Below are 21,080 nucleotides of genomic sequence, written 5' to 3' on the forward strand. Positions count from 1 at the left end.
TGGCACAAGTGCCGTCAGGAGGGGCTACCCAACCCATCATCAAAGCCTTTCTGATCCCAGCAATATTCATATTTAATTCACGCCTGTAACAGCTTTTCGCGGCACCGCCCTAACAGGAAATTAATGAACAGCCGGACCTTGTTGTCCTGGAGACGCCGGTGTGGATAAAGACATCCGAACATTGCTTGCTCGGGAGGGGTTTGGGCAAGCACTTCGACGAGTTCTCCACTCTTAAGGAGTTCGATGACGTCAAAACGCGGCTTGTTGATAATGCCCCGTCCTGCGCAGGCCCAGCCCGTCAGCACATCACCGTCATCGGAATCGTAGCTGCCAGACACATCCATCCGCTTTGGCCCTTCCGAAGTTGACAGGGTCCAGAACCATTCGGGCGAACGCGGGTATCGCAACAACAGACAATTGTGGCGGCGCAGGTCATCGGGGTTTTCCGGGACGCCACGTTTTTCAAGGTAAGAAGGCGCAGCACATAAGACGCGCGGTGTGTCCATAATTTTGCGTAACTTCAGATTTGAATCCGGTGGCTGCCCGATGAACAGTGCGAGATCCAGACCGTCTTCCAGAAGGTCGACCTTGCGGTCCGACAGCCGCAAGCGCACGGATACATCCGGATACATGTCCACAAATTCAGGAATGAGCGGTGCGATCAGACGCTTTCCCACGCCAAGGGGCGCTGTCACCTGCACGGTGCCGTGCGGCGTTTGGGAATACCCGGAAATAGCAGCCTCAGCGTCCTCGATGGATTGAACGACCTGGCGTGCATGTTCATAGAACGTCTGACCCACATCCGTTGGCGACAGTTTGCGGGTCGTGCGGTTAAAGAGGCGCACATCCAACCGGCGTTCCAGTTCCTTGATGCGATTGCTGGCGACGGCCGGTGTCAGGCGCAGATCGCGTCCGCCGGCTGTGATGCTACCGAGTTCAACCACCCTCACGAACACTTTCAGGCTTTCAACATAGGGCATCGGCACCTCTGATTATCAACGATTCGTTGAAATAGCATACCCGACTGCGCCGTATTTCGATGTGGTTAATCAGGTCATAAGGGATGAGGACGCAGAATCCAGACTGTGGCAAGGGAGGACATATGACAGCCAGATCCGAAATACGCTTCGTGCTGAACAACCGTGACGTGACCTTGGATCGCGTCTGCGCCAGTGACACACTGCTTGATTTTCTGCGTATCGACCGCCGTCTGACGGGCACCAAAGAAGGCTGCGCCGAAGGCGACTGCGGCGCCTGCACGGTTCTAGTGGGACGGTTGCAGAACGGCGTTCTGCGATACGAACCCGTGAACGCCTGCATCCGCCTGACTGCATCACTGGATGCCTGCCACATCGTGTCCGTTGAGTATCTGTCCGGCCCGGACGGCAAGTTGCATCCGGTCCAACAGGCGATGGTCGATCACCATGGCAGCCAGTGCGGATTCTGCACACCTGGTTTCGTGATGTCGCTCTATGCGCTTTGGATGGAAAACCCTGATCCGACCGACGGCGAGATTGAAACAGCGCTTCAGGGCAATTTGTGCCGCTGCACTGGTTACGAACCGATCATCAAGGCCGCAAAGGCTGCGACGGCCCTTGACAGTCCGGCAGAAGATGCGCTGACGCTCGAACGCACGGCGATGACCGCCAAACTCACGCAGTTGCAAGATGGCAAGCGCGTCGAGGTTTCGAATGGGGGCAGTTGCTGTATCCTGCCCGCATCTGTCGATGACTTGGCGGATGTCCTCCTGAAAACCCCCGATGCGACGATAATCGCAGGCGCCACTGATGTCGGCCTGTGGGTGACGAAGTTCCTGCGCGATATCTCCCCCGTCGTTTTCCTGAGCCATTTGGACGAATTACGGCAACTCGACATTTCAGGCGACGCAATCAAAATCGGCGCAGGCGTAAGCTATACCGACAGCCGGATGGCGATGTCTGACGACTACCCGCATCTTGGCGCATTCTGGGACCGTATCGCGGGATGGCAAATCCGGAGCATGGGTACAATTGGCGGCAATATCGCCAACGGATCGCCCATTGGGGATACACCACCGGTTCTGATCGCCCTCGACGCGTCTATCACGCTTCGCAAGGGTGGAGTGCGCCGAACGATCCCGACTGAAGACTTCTTCATCGACTACGGCAAGCAAGACATAGCCAAAGGCGAGTTTCTGGAAAGTATCAGCGTCCCACGCCCCGCCAAAGACGCCGTTCACGCGGCATACAAGATTTCCAAACGCCGCGACGAAGATATCTCGTCCGTCTGTGCTGCGTTCAATGTCACAGTTGCGAATGGCACAATCACAGCCGCGCGGATCGCGTTTGGCGGCATGGCGGCGACGCCCAAACGGGCAGCACACGCCGAAGCCGCGCTTATTGGGGCGGCGTGGAGTGAGACGACATTGATCGCGGCAGCCGCGCGCCTTGGCGACGATTTCAGTCCGCTCAGCGATTGGCGCGCATCGTCCGACTACCGGCTGCAAGTGTCCAAAAATCTATTCCGGAAATTCTGGCTGGATCAACAGGACGACACAACCACCACTTGCCTCAGCGCGTAAGGGAGAGATTTGTCATGAATGTTCAAAAATCTGCGAATGCCCCGATCAAGGGTGGCGTGAACACCGATCTGCGCCATGACAGCGCCATCAAACACGTCACAGGCCGCGCTGAATACTGTGATGACATCGCAGAGCCAGTTGGAACGTTGCATGCATATCTGGGTCTGTCCACGAAAGCGCACGCCCTGCTGCGCGACGTAGACCTGAGCGCTGTTCGCGCCGCCGCTGGCGTTGTCGGTGTTCTGACGGCGGACGATATTCCGGGCATCAACGACGTCTCTCCGACGGGGCGCGATGACGAGCCGATTTTCGCCACTGAAAAGGTCGAGTACTGGGGCCAGCCGATGTTTGCTGTCGTGGCAGAGACGCGTGATGCGGCCCGCCGTGCGGCCAAGCTTGCGACCGTGACCTACCAAGACTTGCCGCACGCGCTGGACCCTGAAGCGGCGCAAGAGGCCGGCATGGGGTATGTGACCCCTCCGTTGACGCTCAAGCGTGGCGAGGCCGAAGGCGCGATGGCCAAGGCGGCCCATCGCATCAAAGGCAAGATGCGCGTCGGTGGTCAAGATCACATGTATCTTGAGGGTCATATCGCATTTGCCATTCCCGGTGAGGATGACGACGTTATCATTCACTCTTCGACGCAGCACCCAAGCGAAGCGCAGCATATGGTCGCACATGTTCTGGGAGTGCCCTCTAACGCTGTAACCATCAATGTGCGCCGGATGGGTGGCGGATTTGGAGGCAAGGAAACTCAGATGAACCTGTTCTGTTCCGTCGCGGCGGTGGCTGCGAAGAAATGGAACCGCGCCGTAAAAATCCGCCCCGATCGCGATGACGATATGTCTGCGACCGGGAAGCGCCATGACTTCGTAATTGATTACGAAGTGGGGTTTGACGATGCTGGTGTGATTGAGGCCGTAACGGGTGATTTCGCGGCGCGCTGCGGGTTTTCGTCGGACCTGTCCGGCCCTGTGACCGACCGCGCGTTGTTTCATGCCGACAACGCCTACTATTACCCCAACGTCCTTTTGAATTCGCACCCGATGAAGACCAACACCGTGTCTAATACCGCGTTTCGCGGCTTTGGCGGACCACAGGGTGTGATTGTCGCCGAACGGATCATGGAAGAGATCGCCTATCACCGCGGGTTGGACAGCCTTGAGGTGCGAAAGCGCAATTTTTACGCCGACAATGGGCGCGATGTGACACCCTACCACCAGACGGTTGAGGACAATATCGCCCCACGCATCTGTCAGGAGCTTGAGGACAGCGCTGATTATCGCGCCCGTCGCCAAGCCGTCCTTGACTGGAATGCCAAGGGCGGAACGATCCGCAAAGGTATCGCGCTGACGCCAGTCAAGTTCGGCATTTCGTTTACGGCCACGTGGTATAATCAGGCGGGTGCGCTGCTGCATATCTATTCAGATGGATCGATCCACCTGAACCATGGCGGCACCGAAATGGGCCAGGGCCTGAACACCAAGATCGCGCAGATCGTGGCGGATACGCTTCAGGTGGATTTCGACACGATCAAGATTACCAAGACGACGACCGAAAAGGTGCCTAACACTTCTGCCACTGCGGCCTCGTCGGGGTCTGACCTGAACGGGATGGCCGCGCAGGACGCGGCACGGCAGATCAAAGAACGGCTGGTGGCGTTCGCTGCGCAGCATTGGAATACCGATGCCAGCGCGGTGCGTTTCCTCCCCAATGCGGTACAGGTGGGTGATGAGATTCTCTCCTTCCCCGATTTTATCAAGCTGGCCTATATGGCCCGCGTCCACCTGTCCGCAGCAGGATTCTACAAAACACCAAAAATCCACTGGAACCGCGAAACGGGCCAAGGGCGCCCGTTTTATTACTACGCCTATGGCGCGGCTTGTTCCGAGGTGTCCGTTGACACGTTGACGGGGGAATACCGCATCGAGCGCACGGACATTCTGCATGATGTGGGTAAGTCCTTGAACCCGATCCTTGATATCGGTCAGATAGAAGGCGCGTTTATTCAGGGCATGGGCTGGCTGACCACAGAAGAACTTTGGTGGGATGCCCAAGGCCAGCTTCGCACACATGCACCGTCAACCTACAAGATCCCGCTGGCTTCGGACCGTCCGCGTGTTTTTAATACGCACCTCGCAAACTGGTCCGAGAACAAGGAACACACGATCAAACGGTCCAAGGCAGTGGGCGAACCGCCGCTTATGCTCGGTATTTCAGTGTTCGAGGCCTTGTCCCACGCGGTCGCCAGTGTCGCCGATTACCGCGAGTGCCCCCGTTTGGATGCGCCAGCCACGCCGGAGCGCGTGTTGATGGCTGTCGAGCGGTTGAAAGGCTGATCCCATGACGCTCGCCCGGTTTCTGGAAACACCCAAAGATGTCATCCACATCCACCTGACGGCGGTGCGCGGGTCGGCGCCGCGTGAGGCTGGGGCGCAGATCTATGTGACTGCCGACGGGCTGCACGGAACAATCGGCGGCGGGCAGCTGGAATATATGGCCATCGACAAGGCCCGCGCGATGTTGCGTGCGGGGCGTCTGGCCGAGGACATGGACGTGCCACTGGGGCCCGAAATTGGCCAATGTTGTGGCGGTCGCGTCACGATCACGCTTGCACGGATGACAGCTGCGAACCGGCGCGACGCCTGCCAGGCTGAGGCACAAGCCATTGCGCTGCGCCCACATGTTTACATTCTGGGTGCGGGCCACGTTGGGCGCGCTTTGGCGAGGTTTTTCCAATTTTTGCCTGTTCAGTGCATCCTGATCGACGCACGGGCCGAAGAACTTTCGCTGTGCGACGCCAAGGTCGAAACACGTCTGTCCGCGATGGCCGAGGCCAACATTCGCGATGCCCCACCGAACAGTGCCTTTATCGTGCTGACCCATGATCACGCGCTTGATTTCCTCCTGACGTCCGAGGCATTGGATCGGCGCGATGCGGCCTATGTCGGCTTGATTGGGTCGGCGACAAAGCGGGCCAGATTCACCCGTTTCCACACAACGCATTCAACTGAACAAGATATCGACGGGTTGACCTGTCCAATCGGGCCGACCGTCAGCCGTGACAAACGCCCCGAGGTCATTGCGGCTTTCGTTGTGGCGGAAGTCATGACGCGCCTGACGGGTTCGGCACGTCTGCAAACTATACCGACATGCGAACAGAACCAAATCCTACATAGTTCGCCTGAGGAGGGCGGCGTAGGGCAATAAGAATGGGGAGGAAACCCGAAATGTCTGTTACAGCCTACAGTTACAAGTTATACAATAGGAGCGATTTAAATGCCTTCTGGGCCCTATTTACCGACAACCTTGTCAATCTACTGATCCTGTCGGGCGTCTGTCAGTTCGTATTTCAGATGCCGGGCGAAATCGTGTTTGGCCGTATCGTGCCGGGCGCTGCGGTCGCGATCGTTGCGGGTGTTGCCGTCTATACGTTGATGGCCAAATGGGTCGCCAACAAACAAGGCAAGGACGTCACCGCGCTGCCGTACGGCATCTCGACGCCCGTCATGTTCGTGTACCTGTTCGGCGTCATTGGCCCGATCTATTGGGCGACAGGCGATTCACTTCTAGCGTGGCAAGTTGGCATCGGTGCGGGCTTTATGGGGGGCATCGTGGCCGCATTCGGCGCGATTGTCGGCCCGTTCCTGAAGCGTATCACCCCGCGAGCGGGTATGTTGGGGACGCTCTGTGGCATCGCGCTGGTGTTCATCGGCTCAGTTCCGCTGGCCAGTGTGTTTGAATCGCCGTTGATCGGCTTTACGTCGCTGTTGTTCATCCTTTGGGGCCTGATCGGCCGCTTCCGTCTGCCGGGCAATCTGCCTGCCGGTCTGGTTGCGATTGGTGTGGGTACAATCATCGCGATCTTTCTGGGCCAATCGTCCTTTAACACCGACGGCATCGGCTTTTATCCCCCTGTTCCATACTTCGGCGATATGCTGATCGGTATTCGATACCTGTTCGCCAATCCCGAATTGTTCCTCGTGCTGATCCCTGTGCAGATCTACAATTTCATTGAAACGATGAACAATGTAGAATCCGCCGAAGCCGCCGGGGACACCTATCCGGTTGCAATCTGTCAGGTGACAGACGGGGCGGGTACGATGATCGGCGCTTTGTTCGGCTCGCCTTTCCCGACAACGGTCTACATCGGTCACCCGGCCTACAAGCGGATGGATGCACGCGCGGGCTACATCATCGGTGTGGCGCTCGTCATTGCGGCGGCTGCGTTTCTTGGCTTCCTGTCGTTTCTTGCGGGGTTGATCCCAATTGCAGCGGCAGCGCCTGTTTTAGTGTTCGTGGCCGTGAGCCTGATCACCAATACCGGATACGCGGTGAAACCCGCGCACATGGCGGCTGTTGCCTTAGCGATCCTGCCGCACATCTCGAATTTCCTCGTAACTAAGTGGGGGTCGCTAATAAACGCATTGCGCAATACCGGAGTCGAAGGATTGCCCGGCTTGGGTGATGGCAATTTGACGGCCGCACTGCTTATGGAAGGTGCGCATTACGAAGGCCACCTGGCCCTGTCACAAGGTGCGATCATAACCGGGCTTGTCTGGGGTGCTATCGCGGCGGACGTGATCGACGGGCGGTTCAAGCACGCGGGCGGGTTCGCAATTGCGGCGGCAGTGATGTCATCAATCGGGATCATCCATAGCTACACGTTGCAGATGCCGCAATTCGACGGGATCACCATTGGATACCTGATTATCGGTGCATTCATGCTGATCTATCCGATGATCGCACCCAAGGAAGACCTTGAGCATCGCATTATCGTTCCTGACGAACCTGACTTCCTAGACGACGATTCCCCGGCACTCGACGCGCGCTAACAACATGATTTGCGAGGCGGTCGCAGGGCCGCCTCGCCGCCCCCCCCCTATAAACAGTAGGCTTGCAATGACGAATACCCTTCTACGCGGTCGCGTCCTGACGTTTCATCGCGAACCGGCGCGCCCTGACGACAGCGACGCCTACAGCTACATTGAAGACGGCGCTGTGTTGATGCGCGATGGCCTGATCGCGGCGTCCGGCAACTACCAAGACGTCGCAGTCGACGCAGGTGATGCAGAGATTGTCGATCATCGCCCCTATTTGCTGATGGCGGGTTTCATCGACCCACATATCCATTTCCCACAGGTCCAGATCGTCGCCAGCTGGGGCAGCCAATTGCTCGACTGGCTCAATGGATATACCTTTCCAGCTGAAGCCGAATACGCCAATGCGCAACACGCTCGCTCTATGGCGGGGCGGTTTTGCAATCTTTTGGCCGACCACGGAACGACAACGGCGGTGGCGTTCTGTTCTGTCCACGCCGCGTCCACCGAGGCGCTGTTTTCCGAAGCTGAAGATCGCAACATGCGAATGATTGCCGGGAAAACCATGATGGATCGCAACGCGCCTGACGCGGTGCTGGACACCGCGCAATCGGGGTATGACGACAGCAAAGCGCTAATTGAACGCTGGCATGGCACAGGCCGCGCCCTCTGTGCGATCACGCCGCGCTTTGCAATCACTTCGACCCCTGAACAGCTTGAGATGACGGGGGCGTTGGCTGGCGAACATCCAGAATGTTACATCCAGACGCACCTGTCCGAGAACCACGATGAAATCGCATTTACGGCCAAGCTGTATCCGGATGCGCGCGACTATCTTGACGTCTACGAAGGTTACGGATTACTTGGCCCGCGCACATTGCTGGGCCATGCGATCCACTTGAAAGACCGCGAAATCGGTGCATTGGCGGACAGTGGCGCACATCCGGTGTTTTGCCCCACGTCCAACCTCTTTCTTGGGAGTGGTCTGTTTGATGATGCTGGCTTGCGCGCAAAGAGCATCCAAAGCGGGATTGCCACGGATATCGGGGCGGGCACAAGTTACTCGATGCTCCAGACGCTGAACGAAGGATACAAAATCCTCCAGCTTCAGGATCAGAAACTGCACACGCTACGGGCCTTTCACTGGATCACGCGCGGCAACGCCGACGTCTTGGGTCTGGTCGATAAGATCGGCACTCTCGATGCAGGGACAGAGGCCGATATCGTGGTCGTCAATGCCCGTGCCACCCCCGCGATGGACGTGCGCATGGATCGCGCCGAAAGCCTGTCAGATGAATTATTCGTCGTTCAAATGATGGGCGATGATCGTGCAATCGCGCAGACCTACATTGCAGGTGTGGCGCAAAAGAGGGACATGTCATGATTTCAGTCACCCGCTTGGATATCGCAGATGCCAATATCCTGATCGAAGGGGCCGTGGCACACGCGAACGCGATCAGCGTACCCACCTCTTCCGCAAAACCAACATACCCCAGACAGCTGTATTTATGGACAGATGCGCCCGCAGGGATGCCGTATGGCACGCCCCGCCCCTCCCTGCGCACATCCTCCATCGCATCTTCCCAGCTTTGACGAATGTCGATATCAAATCCCTCATCCAAAAGGCGACTGTCGGCCCCCATGAGGCGGGTCAGCGGAATATTGCCGACCCGGTCGTAGACCGCATCATCATGCGGCACCCACGATTCCTGCACCAGACGGCATTTCATGCCAATCTTGGCCGCCGTGGCTGCGACCATTCTTGAGTGATTGGACTGAACGCCGCCGATGGACACCAGCATATCGGCCCCGGATTTTATCGCATCTTCCAGCGTCTTATGTGATCCTCGCTCTTGTCGAGCGACTTGTCCTTCGCGAGATCCCGGTAAAGCTCGAGCGCGCGTGACACGGTGATCGCCGACACTGGCACCGCTGCGAGAAGGGCCGCGGCAACAGGCATGTCTGCCTTACCGTTATTTACAGGGGTCGCTTCGATACGCTCCAGCACGTCCCGCCGGGGAAACTCAGCGATCTGCGCTGCGTGCAAATACCGCCCCACCGCATCCGCGCGATCGCCTGCGCCGATGCATAGCGCCTTTCGGCCTCCACGCTATCTCCTGCCAGACGGGCCTTCCAGAGTTCAAATTGTTCGCTTCAGATAACGGTAGCCTTCTGTTGTGCCAAGGTCTCCGAATCCGTATTGAGGCTCACGTAGCACGACGCCCGCGCCTCGACCGCCTGATACCGGGCAGGCACGCGCCTGCGCAGGTGGTAGGTATTGTTCCGTTTCTGAAGCTTCATCGCACACCGCCCAACTCGCCATTGTGTGGCAGAATATGTGACACTTCAAGAGTCGCACGGAGAACTCGACCCAAGACCGCCCTCGAAGTCATTGACTATAAAAAGAAAAGTAAATTAGTCGAGTCATCTAAGTGGCGGAGAGACAGGGATTCGAACCCTGGGAAGGCTTGCACCCTCAACGGTTTTCGAGACCGCCCCGTTCGACCACTCCGGCACCTCTCCGCGGGGGTCTGGTGGGTGCGTTTAGATCGGATTTTGCGAAGGAGCAAGAGTATTTGCAGCAAATCATGGCTGATTTATGAAAATCAGGATGAGGCTGCGTTTTGGATAGCCTTTGCCGGATGATCCAAGCGACCAGTTTGGCCCGAGCAGGTTCGCGCGTCGGCGCAAATGGCGCAGCCGGACGGCTCGGCCTGCGGGACGCCCGTCGGTCAGGACTCTCGCCAAAATCGCGAAATGATCCAGCCGGCCGATCATTTTCGCAAAGACCCCAAAGGGGGCGCTCCAGATTGCCAGATCGATCAGGAGGACGGGTATTTTGACCTGGGCATATTGAACTTGGCAATCGGCTCTGCGTTGGCCGTTTGAATTTTAGGCGAACGGACCCGGAAGCGTATATATTTTTGGGGCCTATATACTTAACTAGCCTAAATTCCCTTGACGGCTAGTTAGATTGCGGCTAGTTTAATCTCAACAAGAGAGATTAGGCCCATGACTGATACACTTAGCACATTCGAGTTCTTCCAGAAATTCCCAAATGAAGATGCGGCGCGCCAATTCTTTGAGAATCGCCGCTGGGGCAGTGATGCCGTTTGCGGCCACTGTGGTTCCGTTGATGTTTCCGAGTGCAAAGACCATAAGCCAATGGCCTACCGCTGCAAAGATTGCCGCAAGCATTTCAGCGTTCGCACAGGCACAGTGCTGGCCGAGAGCCGCCTTCCTTTGCTCAAGTGGCTTCTTGCCATCTACATGCTCACAAGCGCCCGCAAGGGCATCCCTAGCACACAGATGGCACGCGAATTGGGTGTCACACAGAAAACAGCATGGTTTCTTGCGCAGCGTATCCGCGAAACATGGATGGGCGGCAACAACAACGACAAGATGGGCGGTCAAGTTCAAGTCGATGAAACTTACGTGGGCGGCAAAGAAAAGAACAAACATGCTGATAAGAAGCTTCATGCAGGCCGTGGCGCTGTCGGCAAGGTGGCTGTGGTTGGCATGCGTGACGAAAGCGGCCAAGTTGTCGCCAAGCCTGTTAAGCGCACCGATGCGGCCACTCTTGTAGGTTTCGTGCAAGAGAGCGCCCCAGAGGGCGGTGAGGTCGTTACAGACGAGTTTCGCGCCTACAATGGCCTTGCTGCCAAGGGCTACACTCACAAGACAGTTCGTCACTCTGCTGGTGAGTATGTGCGCGACATGGCCCACACAAACGGCATTGAAAGCTTCTGGTCGTTGCTCAAGCGCGGCTACATCGGTGTTTACCACTACATGAGCGAAGACCACCTGCACCGCTATGTGAACGAATTCTCATTCCGCCATAACACTGCCCAAGTTGGCACCGTGGCATTCATCAACATGACGATTGATCGCATGGTCGATAAGCGTCTGACTTACAAGGACCTGACTAATGGCTAAAGACAAAAAGGTGATTGAACCAATTCCAGCGTCGTTTGATGACGTTGCAGGTGCTATGGTAGCTCAGCAAGGCGAGGCCCATGCGCAAGGTCCGGGTAAGGGGAACAAAGAGTTCGCTGATCCTGACCTCCCCGTTGCGCAATGGCGCGGCCAAATTGACTTGGGCGGTGCTGAGATTGATTGCTATGTGCTACCTGACGGCACCCGTCTCCTAGCATCAAGTTCCGCCGCTATGGCTATTTCCGAAGTAGATCGTGCGAACCTGAAGGACTACGCTGGGCAGAAGGCGCTAAACCCCTTTATTGATATAGAAAAAATCCTGAAGGAAACTCGCAAGTTTTCAATCCCAGGAACACAATGGCCCGCCGCTGGGATCACGACAGAACATTTTGAGTTAATTTGCAGAGGATATGTTCAAGCTCTTTATGAAGGGGCTGCGCTCACTGATCGCCAGAGGGAAATCGCAATTCGATGCGCCGTTCTGACCGCCGGATTGACACGTATTGGCCTAGACGCCCTCGTAGATGAGGCCACCGGCTATCAGTATGAGCGTGAAGAAGACGCCCTTCAGATAAAACTCCGGGCGTTTATTGCTGAGGAATTGAGGGCTTGGGAGAAGACCTTTCCAGATGAGCTTTGGGAAGAGTTTGGCAGGCTCACAGACTGGAAAGGATCGCTGCACAATAGGCCCAAATACTGGGGTAAATTGGTGATTGAACTTATCTACGACACCCTTGACCCAGACGTAGCAAAATACCTGCGAGAAAATCGACCCGCGCCGGGTGTCCGCTGGCACCAAAACCTCACGGAGAATTACGGCGTCCGCCAGCTTGTCTCTCGCTGTTATGAGGTCGTGGGCTTAGCCAAGTCCTGCAAAACTATGCCAGAGCTGAGAAAAAAGGTGGCTCATCACTACGGAAAACAGGCTATGCTGTTCGGCGTTTATGATGGTGAGGATAGTTAGCCTCACCGATCCAATAGGCTAGTTAAGTATATAGGCCCCATATTTTTCGACTGTTTGACCCGCCGGAGGCCACCCATCCACGAAAGCGGGCAATTTTTCGCAGAAATTCGGCGCGCCAACGCTCATGCCCCTTTAACTGCGCCGCAATGCGCCCTATGTTTGTGGTGTCCCCTCGGGGACTATGGACATAAACGCGCTCGTAATAAGCGGATCGGACCCGGGGGCGGTACCCGGCGACTCCACCAATCACCCTTCATTTGGGGGCGGATCGGGGTCGAAACAGGATCGACGAACGTCTAAAGGGGTTATGCTTTGTTTCGGCGGGGTGCCACCGTATCGGCCCGAAAAGTACAATTGCAAATGACAATCGTGCTCCGGTAGCTCTGGCCGCGTAAGCGGTTCGAGAGATCGAAACCTAAGCCCTTGCGCCTAGCAGCGTAAGGCGGGGTTCGCAGGCACCTGGCAACAGAAGCCTGCACTTCATCCCGCATTTTGCAGCTCATGGCTTGATCTGCTCAGGGGCGACCGGCGCACCGGCATTGACAGCTTTGCATCGTTTCGCCAAGGCCGTTGCATGGGGCCTTGCGCGACTGCCCCACAAGACCTTGGCCCAATGTCGCATCCTGAACCTGTTCACTCAGAGCCATCAGAGCGATGCCCATGCCTGCCCTCAATGAAATCACACCCTCGCAGTTGCCCCGCCTGATCGCCACGCCCACCTGCGCTGCCATCATCGACGTCCACCCGCCCGAGGGTTTTAAAGCGGATCCACGACTGATCCGGCAGGCACGGCCGCGCAGATGAAAGTAAGCGATCGCGACTTTTTGCGAAGTTTCGCCCGGGTCGGGTTGCTATCCTTTGGCGGGCCGGCCGCGCAGATTTCGCTGATGCAGACCGAACTGGTCGAGCGGCGCGGCTGGCTGGACCAGCGGCAATTTCTGGGCGCGCTCAGTTTTTGCATGCTGATGCCCGGCCCCGAGGCGATGCAGCTGGCAACCTATGCAGGATGGAAGCTGCGCGGCACTTTGGGCGGGCTGATTACCGGGCTGCTGTTCGTGCTGCCGGGCGCGGCCGTGATCGCCGCATTGGCGCTGGCCTATGCAGAATGGGGCGAGGTGCCGCTGGTCCAGGCGCTGTTTTCCGGCATCAAGGCTGCCGTTCTGGTGATCGTGACCCAAGCGCTGTGGCGTCTTGCAGGCCGGGCGCTGGAGGGACGCGCGCATTGGGCACTGGCCATTATGGCCTTTGCCGCGATCTATGTCGGCGCCCTGCCCTTTCCCGTGATCATCGCGGCCGCCGCCCTGTGGGGCGCGTGGACCTCGCGCGGTGCGACGCCCGAGCCACCGCCGCACGCGTCGCCCGGTCAGACCGCGCGCACGCTGCGCACCGCGCTGATCTGGGCGGCGCTCTGGGCCGCACCGGTGCTGGCTGCCTATTGGGCAGGGGCGACGTTTCTGACTGACATCGCGCTGTTCTTCAGCAAGCTGGCGGTTGTCACCTTCGGCGGCGCCTATGCGGTGCTGGCCTACATGACCCAGACCGTCACCCAGACCCATGGCTGGCTGAGCACCGACCAGATGATCGACGCGCTGGGACTGGCTGAAACCACGCCCGGCCCGCTGATCCTGGTCACGCAGTTCGTCGCCATGCTGGCCGGTTTCACCACAGGCGGCACCGGGATGGCGCTGCTGGCCGGAGCGCTGGCGCTGTGGGTGACGTTCGTGCCGTGCTTTTTATGGATCTTCACTGGCGCGCCCTATCTGGACCGCATCCTTGCGCAGCCGCGCCTGCGGGGCGCGCTTGCCGCGATCTCGGCCGCTGTGGTCGGGGTGATCGCCAATCTGTCGCTGTGGTTCGCGCTGCATGTTCTGTTTGGCCAGATTGCCAGCACGCCGTTCGGCGCTGTTCCGGTGCTGTCCAGCCTGTCTTGGACCGCCGCCGGGCTGACGGCGCTGGCCGCCCTGTTGATGGCCGCGCTACGCATCCCGATGCTGCCTGCGCTGGCATTGATGGCCCTGACGGGCGCGGCGGCGCATTGGTGGACGTGACGTCACTCAGAGGCCTTTCACTTTCCTCCGAATCCCTTATTGTGAGGGGATAAAAATTGAGGGCGCAGGATGGCTGGAACAATCGACTACGGCAATCTGATGCATCGGGCCATGCGAGGCCTGATTCAGGAGGTGCTGGAAGGGGTGCAGCAAAGCGGGCTGCCGGGGGCGCACCATTTCTTTATCACATTTGACACGAACCACCCCGAGGCGACGCTGGCCGACTGGCTGAAACAGCGGTACCCCAACGAAATGACTGTCGTCATGCAGCATTGGTATGACAATCTGGAAGTCACCGATGAGGGGTTTGCCATCACGCTGAACTTTGGCGACGCCCCCGAAAGCCTTTATGTCCCCTATGACGCGATCCAGACCTTCGTGGATCCGTCGGTCGAATTCGGCCTGCGCTTTGAAAAGCACGACAGCGACGATGACGACGAGGGCGAGGAGGAGGACGCCATAGAGGATAAAAGATCCGACGCCGATGTCGTCAGCCTCGACAGTTTTCGCAAACACTGAGCGCACGGCCGCGCGCGGCACATTGAATTTCCCGCACCAAACGGTAAGACAGGGGCAAACCTGACCTGAGGAGCCCTCGCATGAGCCGGACAGAAATCACAACCCGCACCGAAACCGACAGCTTTGGCCCTCTTGAGGTGCCCTCGGACAAGTATTGGGGCGCCCAGACCCAGCGTAGCATCCACAACTTCCCCATCGGGTGGGAACGCCAGCCCATCGCCATCGTCCGCGCCCTCGGCGTCATCAAGAAAGCCTGCGCCCAGGCCAATCTGGATCTGGGCAAACTGGACGAGGCGCGCGGTGAAGCCATCATCGAGGCCGCGACCGAGGTGATTACTGGCCAGTTGGACGACAATTTCCCGCTGGTCGTGTGGCAGACCGGATCAGGCACGCAATCCAACATGAACGCGAACGAGGTTATCGCCAACCGCGCCATCGAAATCATGGGCGGCGTGATCGGGTCCAAGGACCCCGTGCATCCCAACGACCACGTCAACATGGGCCAGTCCTCCAACGATACTTTCCCCACCGCCATGCATCTGGCCGCAGCCATGTCCGCGCATGGCGTCACCCTGCCCGGCCTTGAAAAACTGCACGACGCGCTGGAGAAGAAATCGCAGGAGTGGGACCATATCATCAAGATCGGCCGCACCCACACGCAGGACGCCACCCCCCTGACTTTGGGTCAGGAATTTTCGGGCTACACCCATCAGGTCGCCATGGGGATCGAGCGGATCAAGGATGCACTGGGCCGTATCTATGAGCTGGCCCAGGGCGGCACCGCCGTCGGTACCGGGCTGAACACCACGCGAGGTTGGGGTGAATCCGTTGCCGCCAACATGGCCGAAATCACCGGCCTCCCCTTCGTCACCGCCCCCAACAAGTTCGAGGCGCTGGCCGCCCATGACGCGATGGTCGAAATCTCGGGCGCCCTGCGCGTCGTCGCGGGTAGCCTCTTCAAGATCGCCAACGACATCCGCTTCCTCGGCTCCGGCCCCCGCTGCGGTCTGGGCGAGCTGATCCTGCCCGAGAACGAGCCAGGCAGTTCGATCATGCCGGGCAAGGTGAACCCGACGCAATGCGAGGCGCTTACACAGGTCTGTGCCCATGTGATGGGCAATGACGCCGCCGTCGGTTTTGCGGGTAGCCAAGGTCATTTCGAATTGAACGTCTACAAGCCGATGATGGCCTACAACGTGTTGCAATCCATGCAGCTTCTGGGCGACGCGGCATCAGCCTTCACCGATAATCTGGTCGACGGGCTGGAGGCGGATGAGGCCCGTATCGACAAGCTGATGCGCGAATCTCTGATGCTGGTCACTGCGCTGGCGCCCGAAATCGGTTATGACAACGCCACCAAGGTCGCCAAGACCGCGCACAAGAACGGCACGACGCTCAAGGAAGAGGCGATTGCGCTGGGGTTTGTCGACGGCGAAACTTTCGATCGCGTCGTGCGCCCCGAAAACATGGTCGGCCCCAAGTGACGGACACGCCGATCAACTTGAACCGCGCGCGCAAACAGCGCGCGCGGGACGATGCCAAGGCGCACGCCGATGAAAACGCCGTACGCTTTGGTCGCACGAAGGCGCAAAAATCGCTGGAGCAAGCCCGGTCCGACAGGGCCGCCAAGGGCGTGGACGACCACAAGCGCGAGCCATGAGAGCGCGGTGACGGACCGGCCTGTAAAACACTCGCTGACCCTGCGCGGGCATCGCACCTCGGTCTCGCTGGAGCCTGAGTTCTGGCAGGCCTTCCGCGCCATAGCCGACCGCACCGGCCTGCCGATCAACGCGCTGGCCGCAAAAATCGACGCCGAACGCGGCACCGATCTGGGCCTTGCCTCGGCCATCCGCCTGCATGTCCTTCGCCACTACCGCGCGGCGGCGGAAAAAGGCGCGCCCTAACTCGCCCGCATGGACAAGAAGGGCGCAGGCAGGCATGGTCGGCCCGCATCCCGCCCCAACCGAAAGGCCCGTGCCACCCGTGACCGCCCTGACCCTCGCCAAGCCTGACGACATCGATACGATCCTGCCGCTGATCGCCGCCTGCCACGCTGAGGCCGGGATTGCGCAGGACGATGCCGGACGCCACGCCGCCGTGGCCCCGCTGCTGGACGGCGCACCGCATGGCGCGATCTATATCGCCGGTCCGGCGCGTGCGCCCATCGGCTATGCCGCCATCAGCTTTGGCTGGTCGCTGGCACATGGCGGGCTGGCCGGAACGGTAGACGAAATCTATATCCGTCCCAACGTGCGCAGACGCGGCATTGGCTCGGACATTCTGGCAGCCCTGCCCCGCGCACTGGGCGCTGCCGGGCTGCGTGTTCTGCATCTCGAAGTGGCGAAAAGCGACACTGCCGCGCGCGCCTTTTATGAGCGGATGCACTTCACGTCAGATGACACCCGGATGCTGATGTCGCGGATTCTGTAATCTGTGGGGACTCGCCCCCACCACGTGACATCCCATCGCAGACGCCTTGCCGGGGTATGGCTACGCGGACAGTCTCCAGATGCACAGTCTTTTCGATATTTCGCTGTCGGTCAAAGCCTGCCTGGCACAGACACCCCCAGAACATTTGAGGCGCCGTCCAAGAACGGCGCGCGTCCCCGGGGCTTTTCTTGGCACAAATACCCAAAATCCCACCGCGCAATTGCACGCGCGACACTGGCAATTCTGGCCTGCATGGTTACATTCGCGGGATGAGCATGCTTTTCCCCTTTGACAACTCCTATGCCCGCCTCGGCGCGGGGTTTTCTGCTGGTCAGGCGCCCGTGCAGGTCAGCGCACCGCGTTTGATCGCAGTTAACGACGCGCTGGCGGCTGAGTTGGGGGTCTCACTTGGCAGCGATGATGAGATGGCGCAGGTCTTTGGCGGGAACGCCCTGCCGGGCGGCGCCCAGCCCATCGCGCAGGCCTATGCCGGCCATCAATTCGGGGGCTTTTCGCCGCAGCTTGGCGATGGGCGCGCCGTGCTTCTGGGCGAAGTCGTGGATACGAACGGGCAGCGCCGCGACATTCAGCTGAAAGGATCGGGGCCGACCCCATTTTCCCGAAACGGCGACGGGCGCGCATGGCTGGGGCCGGTCCTGCGCGAATATGTGGTCAGCGAGGCGATGCATGCCATGGGCATTCCCACCACACGCGCGCTGGCCGCTGTCAGCACGGGCGATCCGGTCTATCGCCAGCAGGGCGCCCTGCCGGGTGCGGTGCTGACGCGCATCGCCGCCAGCCATCTGCGCGTCGGCACGTTCCAGTTCTTCGCGGCGCGCCAGAATGTTCCGGCGCTACGCGAGCTATACGCCTACACCCGCGCGCGTCATTATCCTCAGGCGCAGACGCCGGGCGATCTTCTGCGCGCCGTCATTCGGCGTCAGGCCACGCTGGTGGCACAGTGGCTGGGCGCCGGGTTCATCCACGGGGTGATGAACACCGACAATACCGCCCTCTCGGGCGAGACGATCGATTACGGCCCCTGCGCGTTTCTGGATATATGGCATCCGCAGACCGTCTACAGCTCAATCGACCGGAATGGGCGGTATGCCTATGACAATCAGGCGCGCATCATCGTGTGGAACATGGCGCAATTCGCCTCCGCACTGGTCCCGCTGATGGAGGATCAGGAGTCCGCCATCACCGAGTTCACCGAAGCCGTCCATGCCATGCCGGCCCTGATCGACGCCGAATGGCTGCGCGTCTTCGGCGCCAAGATCGGGCTGGCCGCCCCGGATGAGAACGACCGGGCGCTGATCGATGACCTGCTGCGCCTGATGCAGGTGGCTGAGGTCGATTTCACAAATACGTTCCGCGCGCTTGGTCGACCGGACGCGCCCGCAGCCCTCATGGGCACCGCGGGCTTTGACGCTTGGGAGGCGCGCTGGCAGGCCCGCCTGACCAGCGAGGATGGCTGGCGCGCGCGGATGGATGATGCAAATCCGGCCTTCATTCCGCGCAACCACCGGGTAGAGGAAATGATCGCCGCCGGGGTCGAGGGCGACTTTGCGCCCTTCCGTCGCCTTCTGGACGTACTATCACGCCCCTATGTGGATCAGCCGGACGCGGTCGACCTGACCCTGCCGCCAGCGCCGCACGAAGTGGTGCGCGAAACATTCTGTGGCACCTGAAATCGTCGACACCTGAAACGCAGTATAGCGAGGCACAGCCATCTATCGGATCGCCACATATAACCTGCAAAAATGCGTCGGGCTGGATCTGCGCCGCAAGCCGGAGCGGATCATGGCCATCATCGACGGGCTGGATGCCGACCTCGTCATCCTTCAGGAGGCGGACAAGAGAATGGCCCCCCGCCACGCCGCCCTGCCCTCCGCCATGGTGCGCGCGGCAGGCTGGCAGGTTGTGCCCTTCGGCGCGGATGATAGCGACGGGGTATCGCTGGGATGGCACGGCAATGCGATGCTGATGCGCGGGGACGTGCAGCTTGTGGATACCGGGCGGATCGACCTTCCGGGGCTGGAGCCGCGCGGCGCGATCCGCGCCGATCTGACCACGCCGATCGGACCGCTGCGGGTGATTGGCGTTCACCTGGGGCTGATCCGGCGCCACCGGCAGGCGCAACTGGCCCATATCAGGGCCGAGTTGAACCGCCTGCCCGATAGCCCCGCCGTACTGGCCGGTGATTTCAACGAATGGGGCGCGCTGGGCAAAGCGATGAGTTTCGGATCACCCCGGCTGGCCGTGGCGGCGACACCGCTGAGCTATCCAGCGCCGCGCCCTGTCGCGCGGCTGGACCGAATCCTGCACAGTTCCGATCTGCGCGTCGCGGCAACCGGCGGCGGCGCGTCGCGGGGCGCGTCGCGGATCGCATCCGACCACCTGCCGATCTGGGCCGATTTTACGGCGATTGACCAGTGAAGTATTGCCATCTATGCGGTAGTTCCCCATTGCTGTAGCCTTGCGCGTGCCCGCCGGGCGCCAAGGAGGTATCCGTGACGTTCCTGCAAATCACATCGCTGCTGATCGTACTGGCCGGCGTCTTCGGCGCAATAAACTACCTCATGCTGCGCCTGCCGTCGTCGATCGGAATCATGGTGGTGGCACTGGCGGCGTCGCTGGCGCTGATGGGGCTGGACCTGCTGATGCCGACACTCGGCATCGCGGACCAGACCCGGCACATCGTCAAGGGCATCGATTTCTCCGACGCGCTGCTGGAGGGGATGCTGGGCTTGTTGCTGTTCGCGGGGGCGCTGCATGTCAAGGTTTCAGACCTGCGTGCGCAATGGCTACCCGTGGTGTTGATGGCGACGATCGGTGTCGGCCTCAGCACGCTAGTCGTGGGCGGCGCCTTCAGCTGGCTGACGGGCATGCCCCTGATGATCGCGCTGATCTTTGGCGCGCTGATTTCCCCGACAGATCCGGTCGCCGTGCTGGGTGTGCTGCGACAGGCCAACCTGCCCCAATCGCTTGAGACCAAGATCGCGGGCGAGTCGCTGTTCAACGACGGGGTTGGCTATGTCGTCTTCCTCGTGCTGGTCGGCCTCGCCTTTCCCGGTGGGGCGGCCCATGGCGACAATGGCGTGCTGGACGCAGGCTTGCTGTTCCTGCGCGAGGCGGGCGGCGGCGCCCTGCTGGGCGTTGTGCTGGGCTGGCTGGTATTCCGCGTCATGCGCCTGATCGACGACTATTCGCTGGAGGTTCTGTTGACGCTGGGCCTTGCCTTCGGCGGGTACGAGTTGGCCGTCTATCTGCATCTCTCGGCGCCGATCATGGCGGTCTGCGCCGGGCTTCTGATCGGGGACGTGGGCGCCAAACACGGGATGAGCGACGAGACGCGCCGCTATGTCGACGCCTTCTGGAAGCTGATCGACGAAATCCTGAACGCCGTCCTGTTCCTGATGATCGGGTTCGAGGTGTTCGCGGTCGCCTTCAGCGTCGATTATCTGCTGGCCGGGGCTGCCTCCATTGCCATCGCGCTGGTTGGCCGGTTCGTCGCCGTGGCCGTGCCCGTGGCAATCCTGCGCCCCTTCCGCGATTTTGATCCGGGGGTCGTTCGGATCATGACATGGGGCGGGCTGAAGGGCGGGATCTCGGTCGCGCTGGCGCTGAGCCTGCCGGCCAGCGAATGGAGCCCGATCATCCTGACCGCGACATACATGATCGTCGTCTTTTCGATCATCGTGCAGGGTCTGACCGTCGCGCCACTGGCGCGCCGGGTCAGCCAGCAGCCGGATTTGCTTTAGTCCGCATCGAACACGAGAAAGCCCCGCCGCCTGGCGAGG

The 21,080-nt window shown here is 59.9% G+C and carries 19 protein-coding genes, 1 tRNA gene and 1 other RNA gene; 17 read left to right on the plus strand and 4 right to left on the minus strand.

The genetic code is table 11. The features are described from left to right. Nucleotides 1-77 precede the first annotated feature (77 nt). Nucleotides 78-980, minus strand: coding sequence for a LysR family transcriptional regulator (locus tag FGD77_RS17840; RefSeq protein ID WP_255011806.1), 903 nt, complete (start codon nt 978-980; stop codon nt 78-80). A gap of 122 nt (nt 981-1,102) precedes the next feature. On the opposite strand from FGD77_RS17840, the gene xdhA reads away from it, so the two are divergent. The 5 genes from xdhA to guaD all read left to right on the plus strand — a co-directional run bounded on the left by xdhA (nt 1,103) and on the right by guaD (nt 8,764). Then, a complete protein-coding gene (xdhA, locus tag FGD77_RS17845) occupies nt 1,103-2,560 on the plus strand; it encodes a xanthine dehydrogenase small subunit (protein ID WP_255011808.1) in 1,458 nt (485 codons plus the stop codon). Nucleotides 2,561-2,574: 14 nt separating this feature from the next. Then, complete coding sequence (xdhB, locus tag FGD77_RS17850) at nt 2,575-4,899, plus strand: xanthine dehydrogenase molybdopterin binding subunit (RefSeq protein WP_255011810.1); 2,325 nt, start codon at nt 2,575-2,577, stop codon at nt 4,897-4,899. 4 nt (nt 4,900-4,903) lie between these two features. Next, complete coding sequence (gene xdhC / locus FGD77_RS17855; RefSeq protein ID WP_255011811.1) at nt 4,904-5,770, plus strand: xanthine dehydrogenase accessory protein XdhC; 867 nt, start codon at nt 4,904-4,906, stop codon at nt 5,768-5,770. A gap of 20 nt (nt 5,771-5,790) precedes the next feature. Next, nucleotides 5,791-7,395 carry a xanthine/uracil/vitamin C permease gene (locus FGD77_RS17860; RefSeq protein WP_255011819.1) on the plus strand — a complete coding sequence of 535 codons (1,605 nt, stop codon included), beginning with the start codon at nt 5,791-5,793 and terminating at the stop codon, nt 7,393-7,395. Nucleotides 7,396-7,462: 67 nt separating this feature from the next. Beyond that, nucleotides 7,463-8,764 (plus strand): guanine deaminase, encoded by a 1,302-nt coding sequence (gene guaD, locus FGD77_RS17865; protein ID WP_255011833.1) that lies wholly within the window; start codon nt 7,463-7,465, stop codon nt 8,762-8,764. Between the two features lie 432 nt (nt 8,765-9,196). Here the strand turns inward: guaD and FGD77_RS17870 are convergent, their stop codons facing one another. The 3 genes from FGD77_RS17870 to FGD77_RS17875 all read right to left on the minus strand — a co-directional run bounded on the left by FGD77_RS17870 (nt 9,197) and on the right by FGD77_RS17875 (nt 9,903). Beyond that, nucleotides 9,197-9,427 (minus strand): hypothetical protein, encoded by a 231-nt coding sequence (locus tag FGD77_RS17870; RefSeq protein WP_255011835.1) that lies wholly within the window; start codon nt 9,425-9,427, stop codon nt 9,197-9,199. 107 nt (nt 9,428-9,534) lie between these two features. Then, nucleotides 9,535-9,681 carry a DUF6538 domain-containing protein gene (locus tag FGD77_RS22505; RefSeq protein ID WP_369682732.1) on the minus strand — a complete coding sequence of 49 codons (147 nt, stop codon included), beginning with the start codon at nt 9,679-9,681 and terminating at the stop codon, nt 9,535-9,537. Nucleotides 9,682-9,813: 132 nt separating this feature from the next. Continuing rightward, nucleotides 9,814-9,903, minus strand: a tRNA-Ser gene (locus FGD77_RS17875). 489 nt (nt 9,904-10,392) lie between these two features. Between FGD77_RS17875 and FGD77_RS17880 the strand changes: the two genes are divergently transcribed. The 12 genes from FGD77_RS17880 (at nt 10,393) to FGD77_RS17935 (ending at nt 21,041) form a co-directional block, all read left to right on the plus strand. Beyond that, entirely contained in the window at nt 10,393-11,316 is a 924-nt protein-coding gene (locus FGD77_RS17880) for an IS1595 family transposase (RefSeq protein ID WP_255011842.1), read from the plus strand. Further along, a complete protein-coding gene (locus FGD77_RS17885) occupies nt 11,309-12,280 on the plus strand; it encodes a P63C domain-containing protein (RefSeq protein WP_255011843.1) in 972 nt (323 codons plus the stop codon). The genes FGD77_RS17880 and FGD77_RS17885 overlap by 8 nt, the downstream gene beginning before the upstream one ends. 127 nt (nt 12,281-12,407) lie before the next feature. Then, nucleotides 12,408-12,760: a transfer-messenger RNA gene (gene ssrA / locus FGD77_RS17890) on the plus strand. A 320-nt stretch (nt 12,761-13,080) separates the two neighbouring features. Then, nucleotides 13,081-14,328, plus strand: coding sequence for a chromate efflux transporter (gene chrA, locus FGD77_RS17895; RefSeq protein ID WP_255011845.1), 1,248 nt, complete (start codon nt 13,081-13,083; stop codon nt 14,326-14,328). Between the two features lie 69 nt (nt 14,329-14,397). Continuing rightward, nucleotides 14,398-14,847 (plus strand): SspB family protein, encoded by a 450-nt coding sequence (locus tag FGD77_RS17900; RefSeq protein ID WP_255011852.1) that lies wholly within the window; start codon nt 14,398-14,400, stop codon nt 14,845-14,847. Nucleotides 14,848-14,927: 80 nt separating this feature from the next. Continuing rightward, nucleotides 14,928-16,331 carry a class II fumarate hydratase gene (gene fumC, locus FGD77_RS17905; protein ID WP_255011854.1) on the plus strand — a complete coding sequence of 468 codons (1,404 nt, stop codon included), beginning with the start codon at nt 14,928-14,930 and terminating at the stop codon, nt 16,329-16,331. Then, entirely contained in the window at nt 16,328-16,507 is a 180-nt protein-coding gene (locus FGD77_RS17910; protein ID WP_255011856.1) for a DUF4169 family protein, read from the plus strand. Before fumC ends, FGD77_RS17910 begins: the two co-directional genes overlap by 4 nt. A 7-nt stretch (nt 16,508-16,514) precedes the next feature. Further along, nucleotides 16,515-16,751 carry a ribbon-helix-helix domain-containing protein gene (locus tag FGD77_RS17915; protein WP_255011858.1) on the plus strand — a complete coding sequence of 79 codons (237 nt, stop codon included), beginning with the start codon at nt 16,515-16,517 and terminating at the stop codon, nt 16,749-16,751. Between the two features lie 79 nt (nt 16,752-16,830). Further along, entirely contained in the window at nt 16,831-17,277 is a 447-nt protein-coding gene (locus FGD77_RS17920; RefSeq protein WP_255011865.1) for a GNAT family N-acetyltransferase, read from the plus strand. Between the two features lie 269 nt (nt 17,278-17,546). Next, complete coding sequence (locus tag FGD77_RS17925; RefSeq protein WP_255011867.1) at nt 17,547-18,968, plus strand: YdiU family protein; 1,422 nt, start codon at nt 17,547-17,549, stop codon at nt 18,966-18,968. 64 nt (nt 18,969-19,032) lie between these two features. Next, nucleotides 19,033-19,716: an endonuclease/exonuclease/phosphatase family protein gene (locus FGD77_RS17930; protein ID WP_255014317.1), complete on the plus strand. Its 684-nt coding sequence runs from the start codon at nt 19,033-19,035 to the stop codon at nt 19,714-19,716. Between the two features lie 74 nt (nt 19,717-19,790). Continuing rightward, complete coding sequence (locus FGD77_RS17935) at nt 19,791-21,041, plus strand: sodium:proton antiporter (RefSeq protein ID WP_255011869.1); 1,251 nt, start codon at nt 19,791-19,793, stop codon at nt 21,039-21,041. Nucleotides 21,042-21,080 lie beyond the last annotated feature (39 nt).

The sequence above is a fragment of the Roseovarius sp. M141 genome, from assembly GCF_024355225.1.
GTDB lineage: Bacteria > Pseudomonadota > Alphaproteobacteria > Rhodobacterales > Rhodobacteraceae > Roseovarius.

Coding starts and splice junctions, on each gene's coding strand:
- FGD77_RS17840 (WP_255011806.1), bottom strand. CDS start 980: ATGCCCTATGTTGAAAGCCTGAAAGTGTTCGTGAGGGTGGTTGAACTC.
- xdhA (WP_255011808.1), top strand. CDS start 1,103: ATGACAGCCAGATCCGAAATACGCTTCGTGCTGAACAACCGTGACGTG.
- xdhB (WP_255011810.1), top strand. CDS start 2,575: ATGAATGTTCAAAAATCTGCGAATGCCCCGATCAAGGGTGGCGTGAAC.
- xdhC (WP_255011811.1), top strand. CDS start 4,904: ATGACGCTCGCCCGGTTTCTGGAAACACCCAAAGATGTCATCCACATC.
- FGD77_RS17860 (WP_255011819.1), top strand. CDS start 5,791: ATGTCTGTTACAGCCTACAGTTACAAGTTATACAATAGGAGCGATTTA.
- guaD (WP_255011833.1), top strand. CDS start 7,463: ATGACGAATACCCTTCTACGCGGTCGCGTCCTGACGTTTCATCGCGAA.
- FGD77_RS22505 (WP_369682732.1), bottom strand. CDS start 9,681: ATGAAGCTTCAGAAACGGAACAATACCTACCACCTGCGCAGGCGCGTG.
- FGD77_RS17880 (WP_255011842.1), top strand. CDS start 10,393: ATGACTGATACACTTAGCACATTCGAGTTCTTCCAGAAATTCCCAAAT.
- FGD77_RS17885 (WP_255011843.1), top strand. CDS start 11,309: ATGGCTAAAGACAAAAAGGTGATTGAACCAATTCCAGCGTCGTTTGAT.
- chrA (WP_255011845.1), top strand. CDS start 13,081: ATGAAAGTAAGCGATCGCGACTTTTTGCGAAGTTTCGCCCGGGTCGGG.
- FGD77_RS17900 (WP_255011852.1), top strand. CDS start 14,398: ATGGCTGGAACAATCGACTACGGCAATCTGATGCATCGGGCCATGCGA.
- fumC (WP_255011854.1), top strand. CDS start 14,928: ATGAGCCGGACAGAAATCACAACCCGCACCGAAACCGACAGCTTTGGC.
- FGD77_RS17925 (WP_255011867.1), top strand. CDS start 17,547: ATGAGCATGCTTTTCCCCTTTGACAACTCCTATGCCCGCCTCGGCGCG.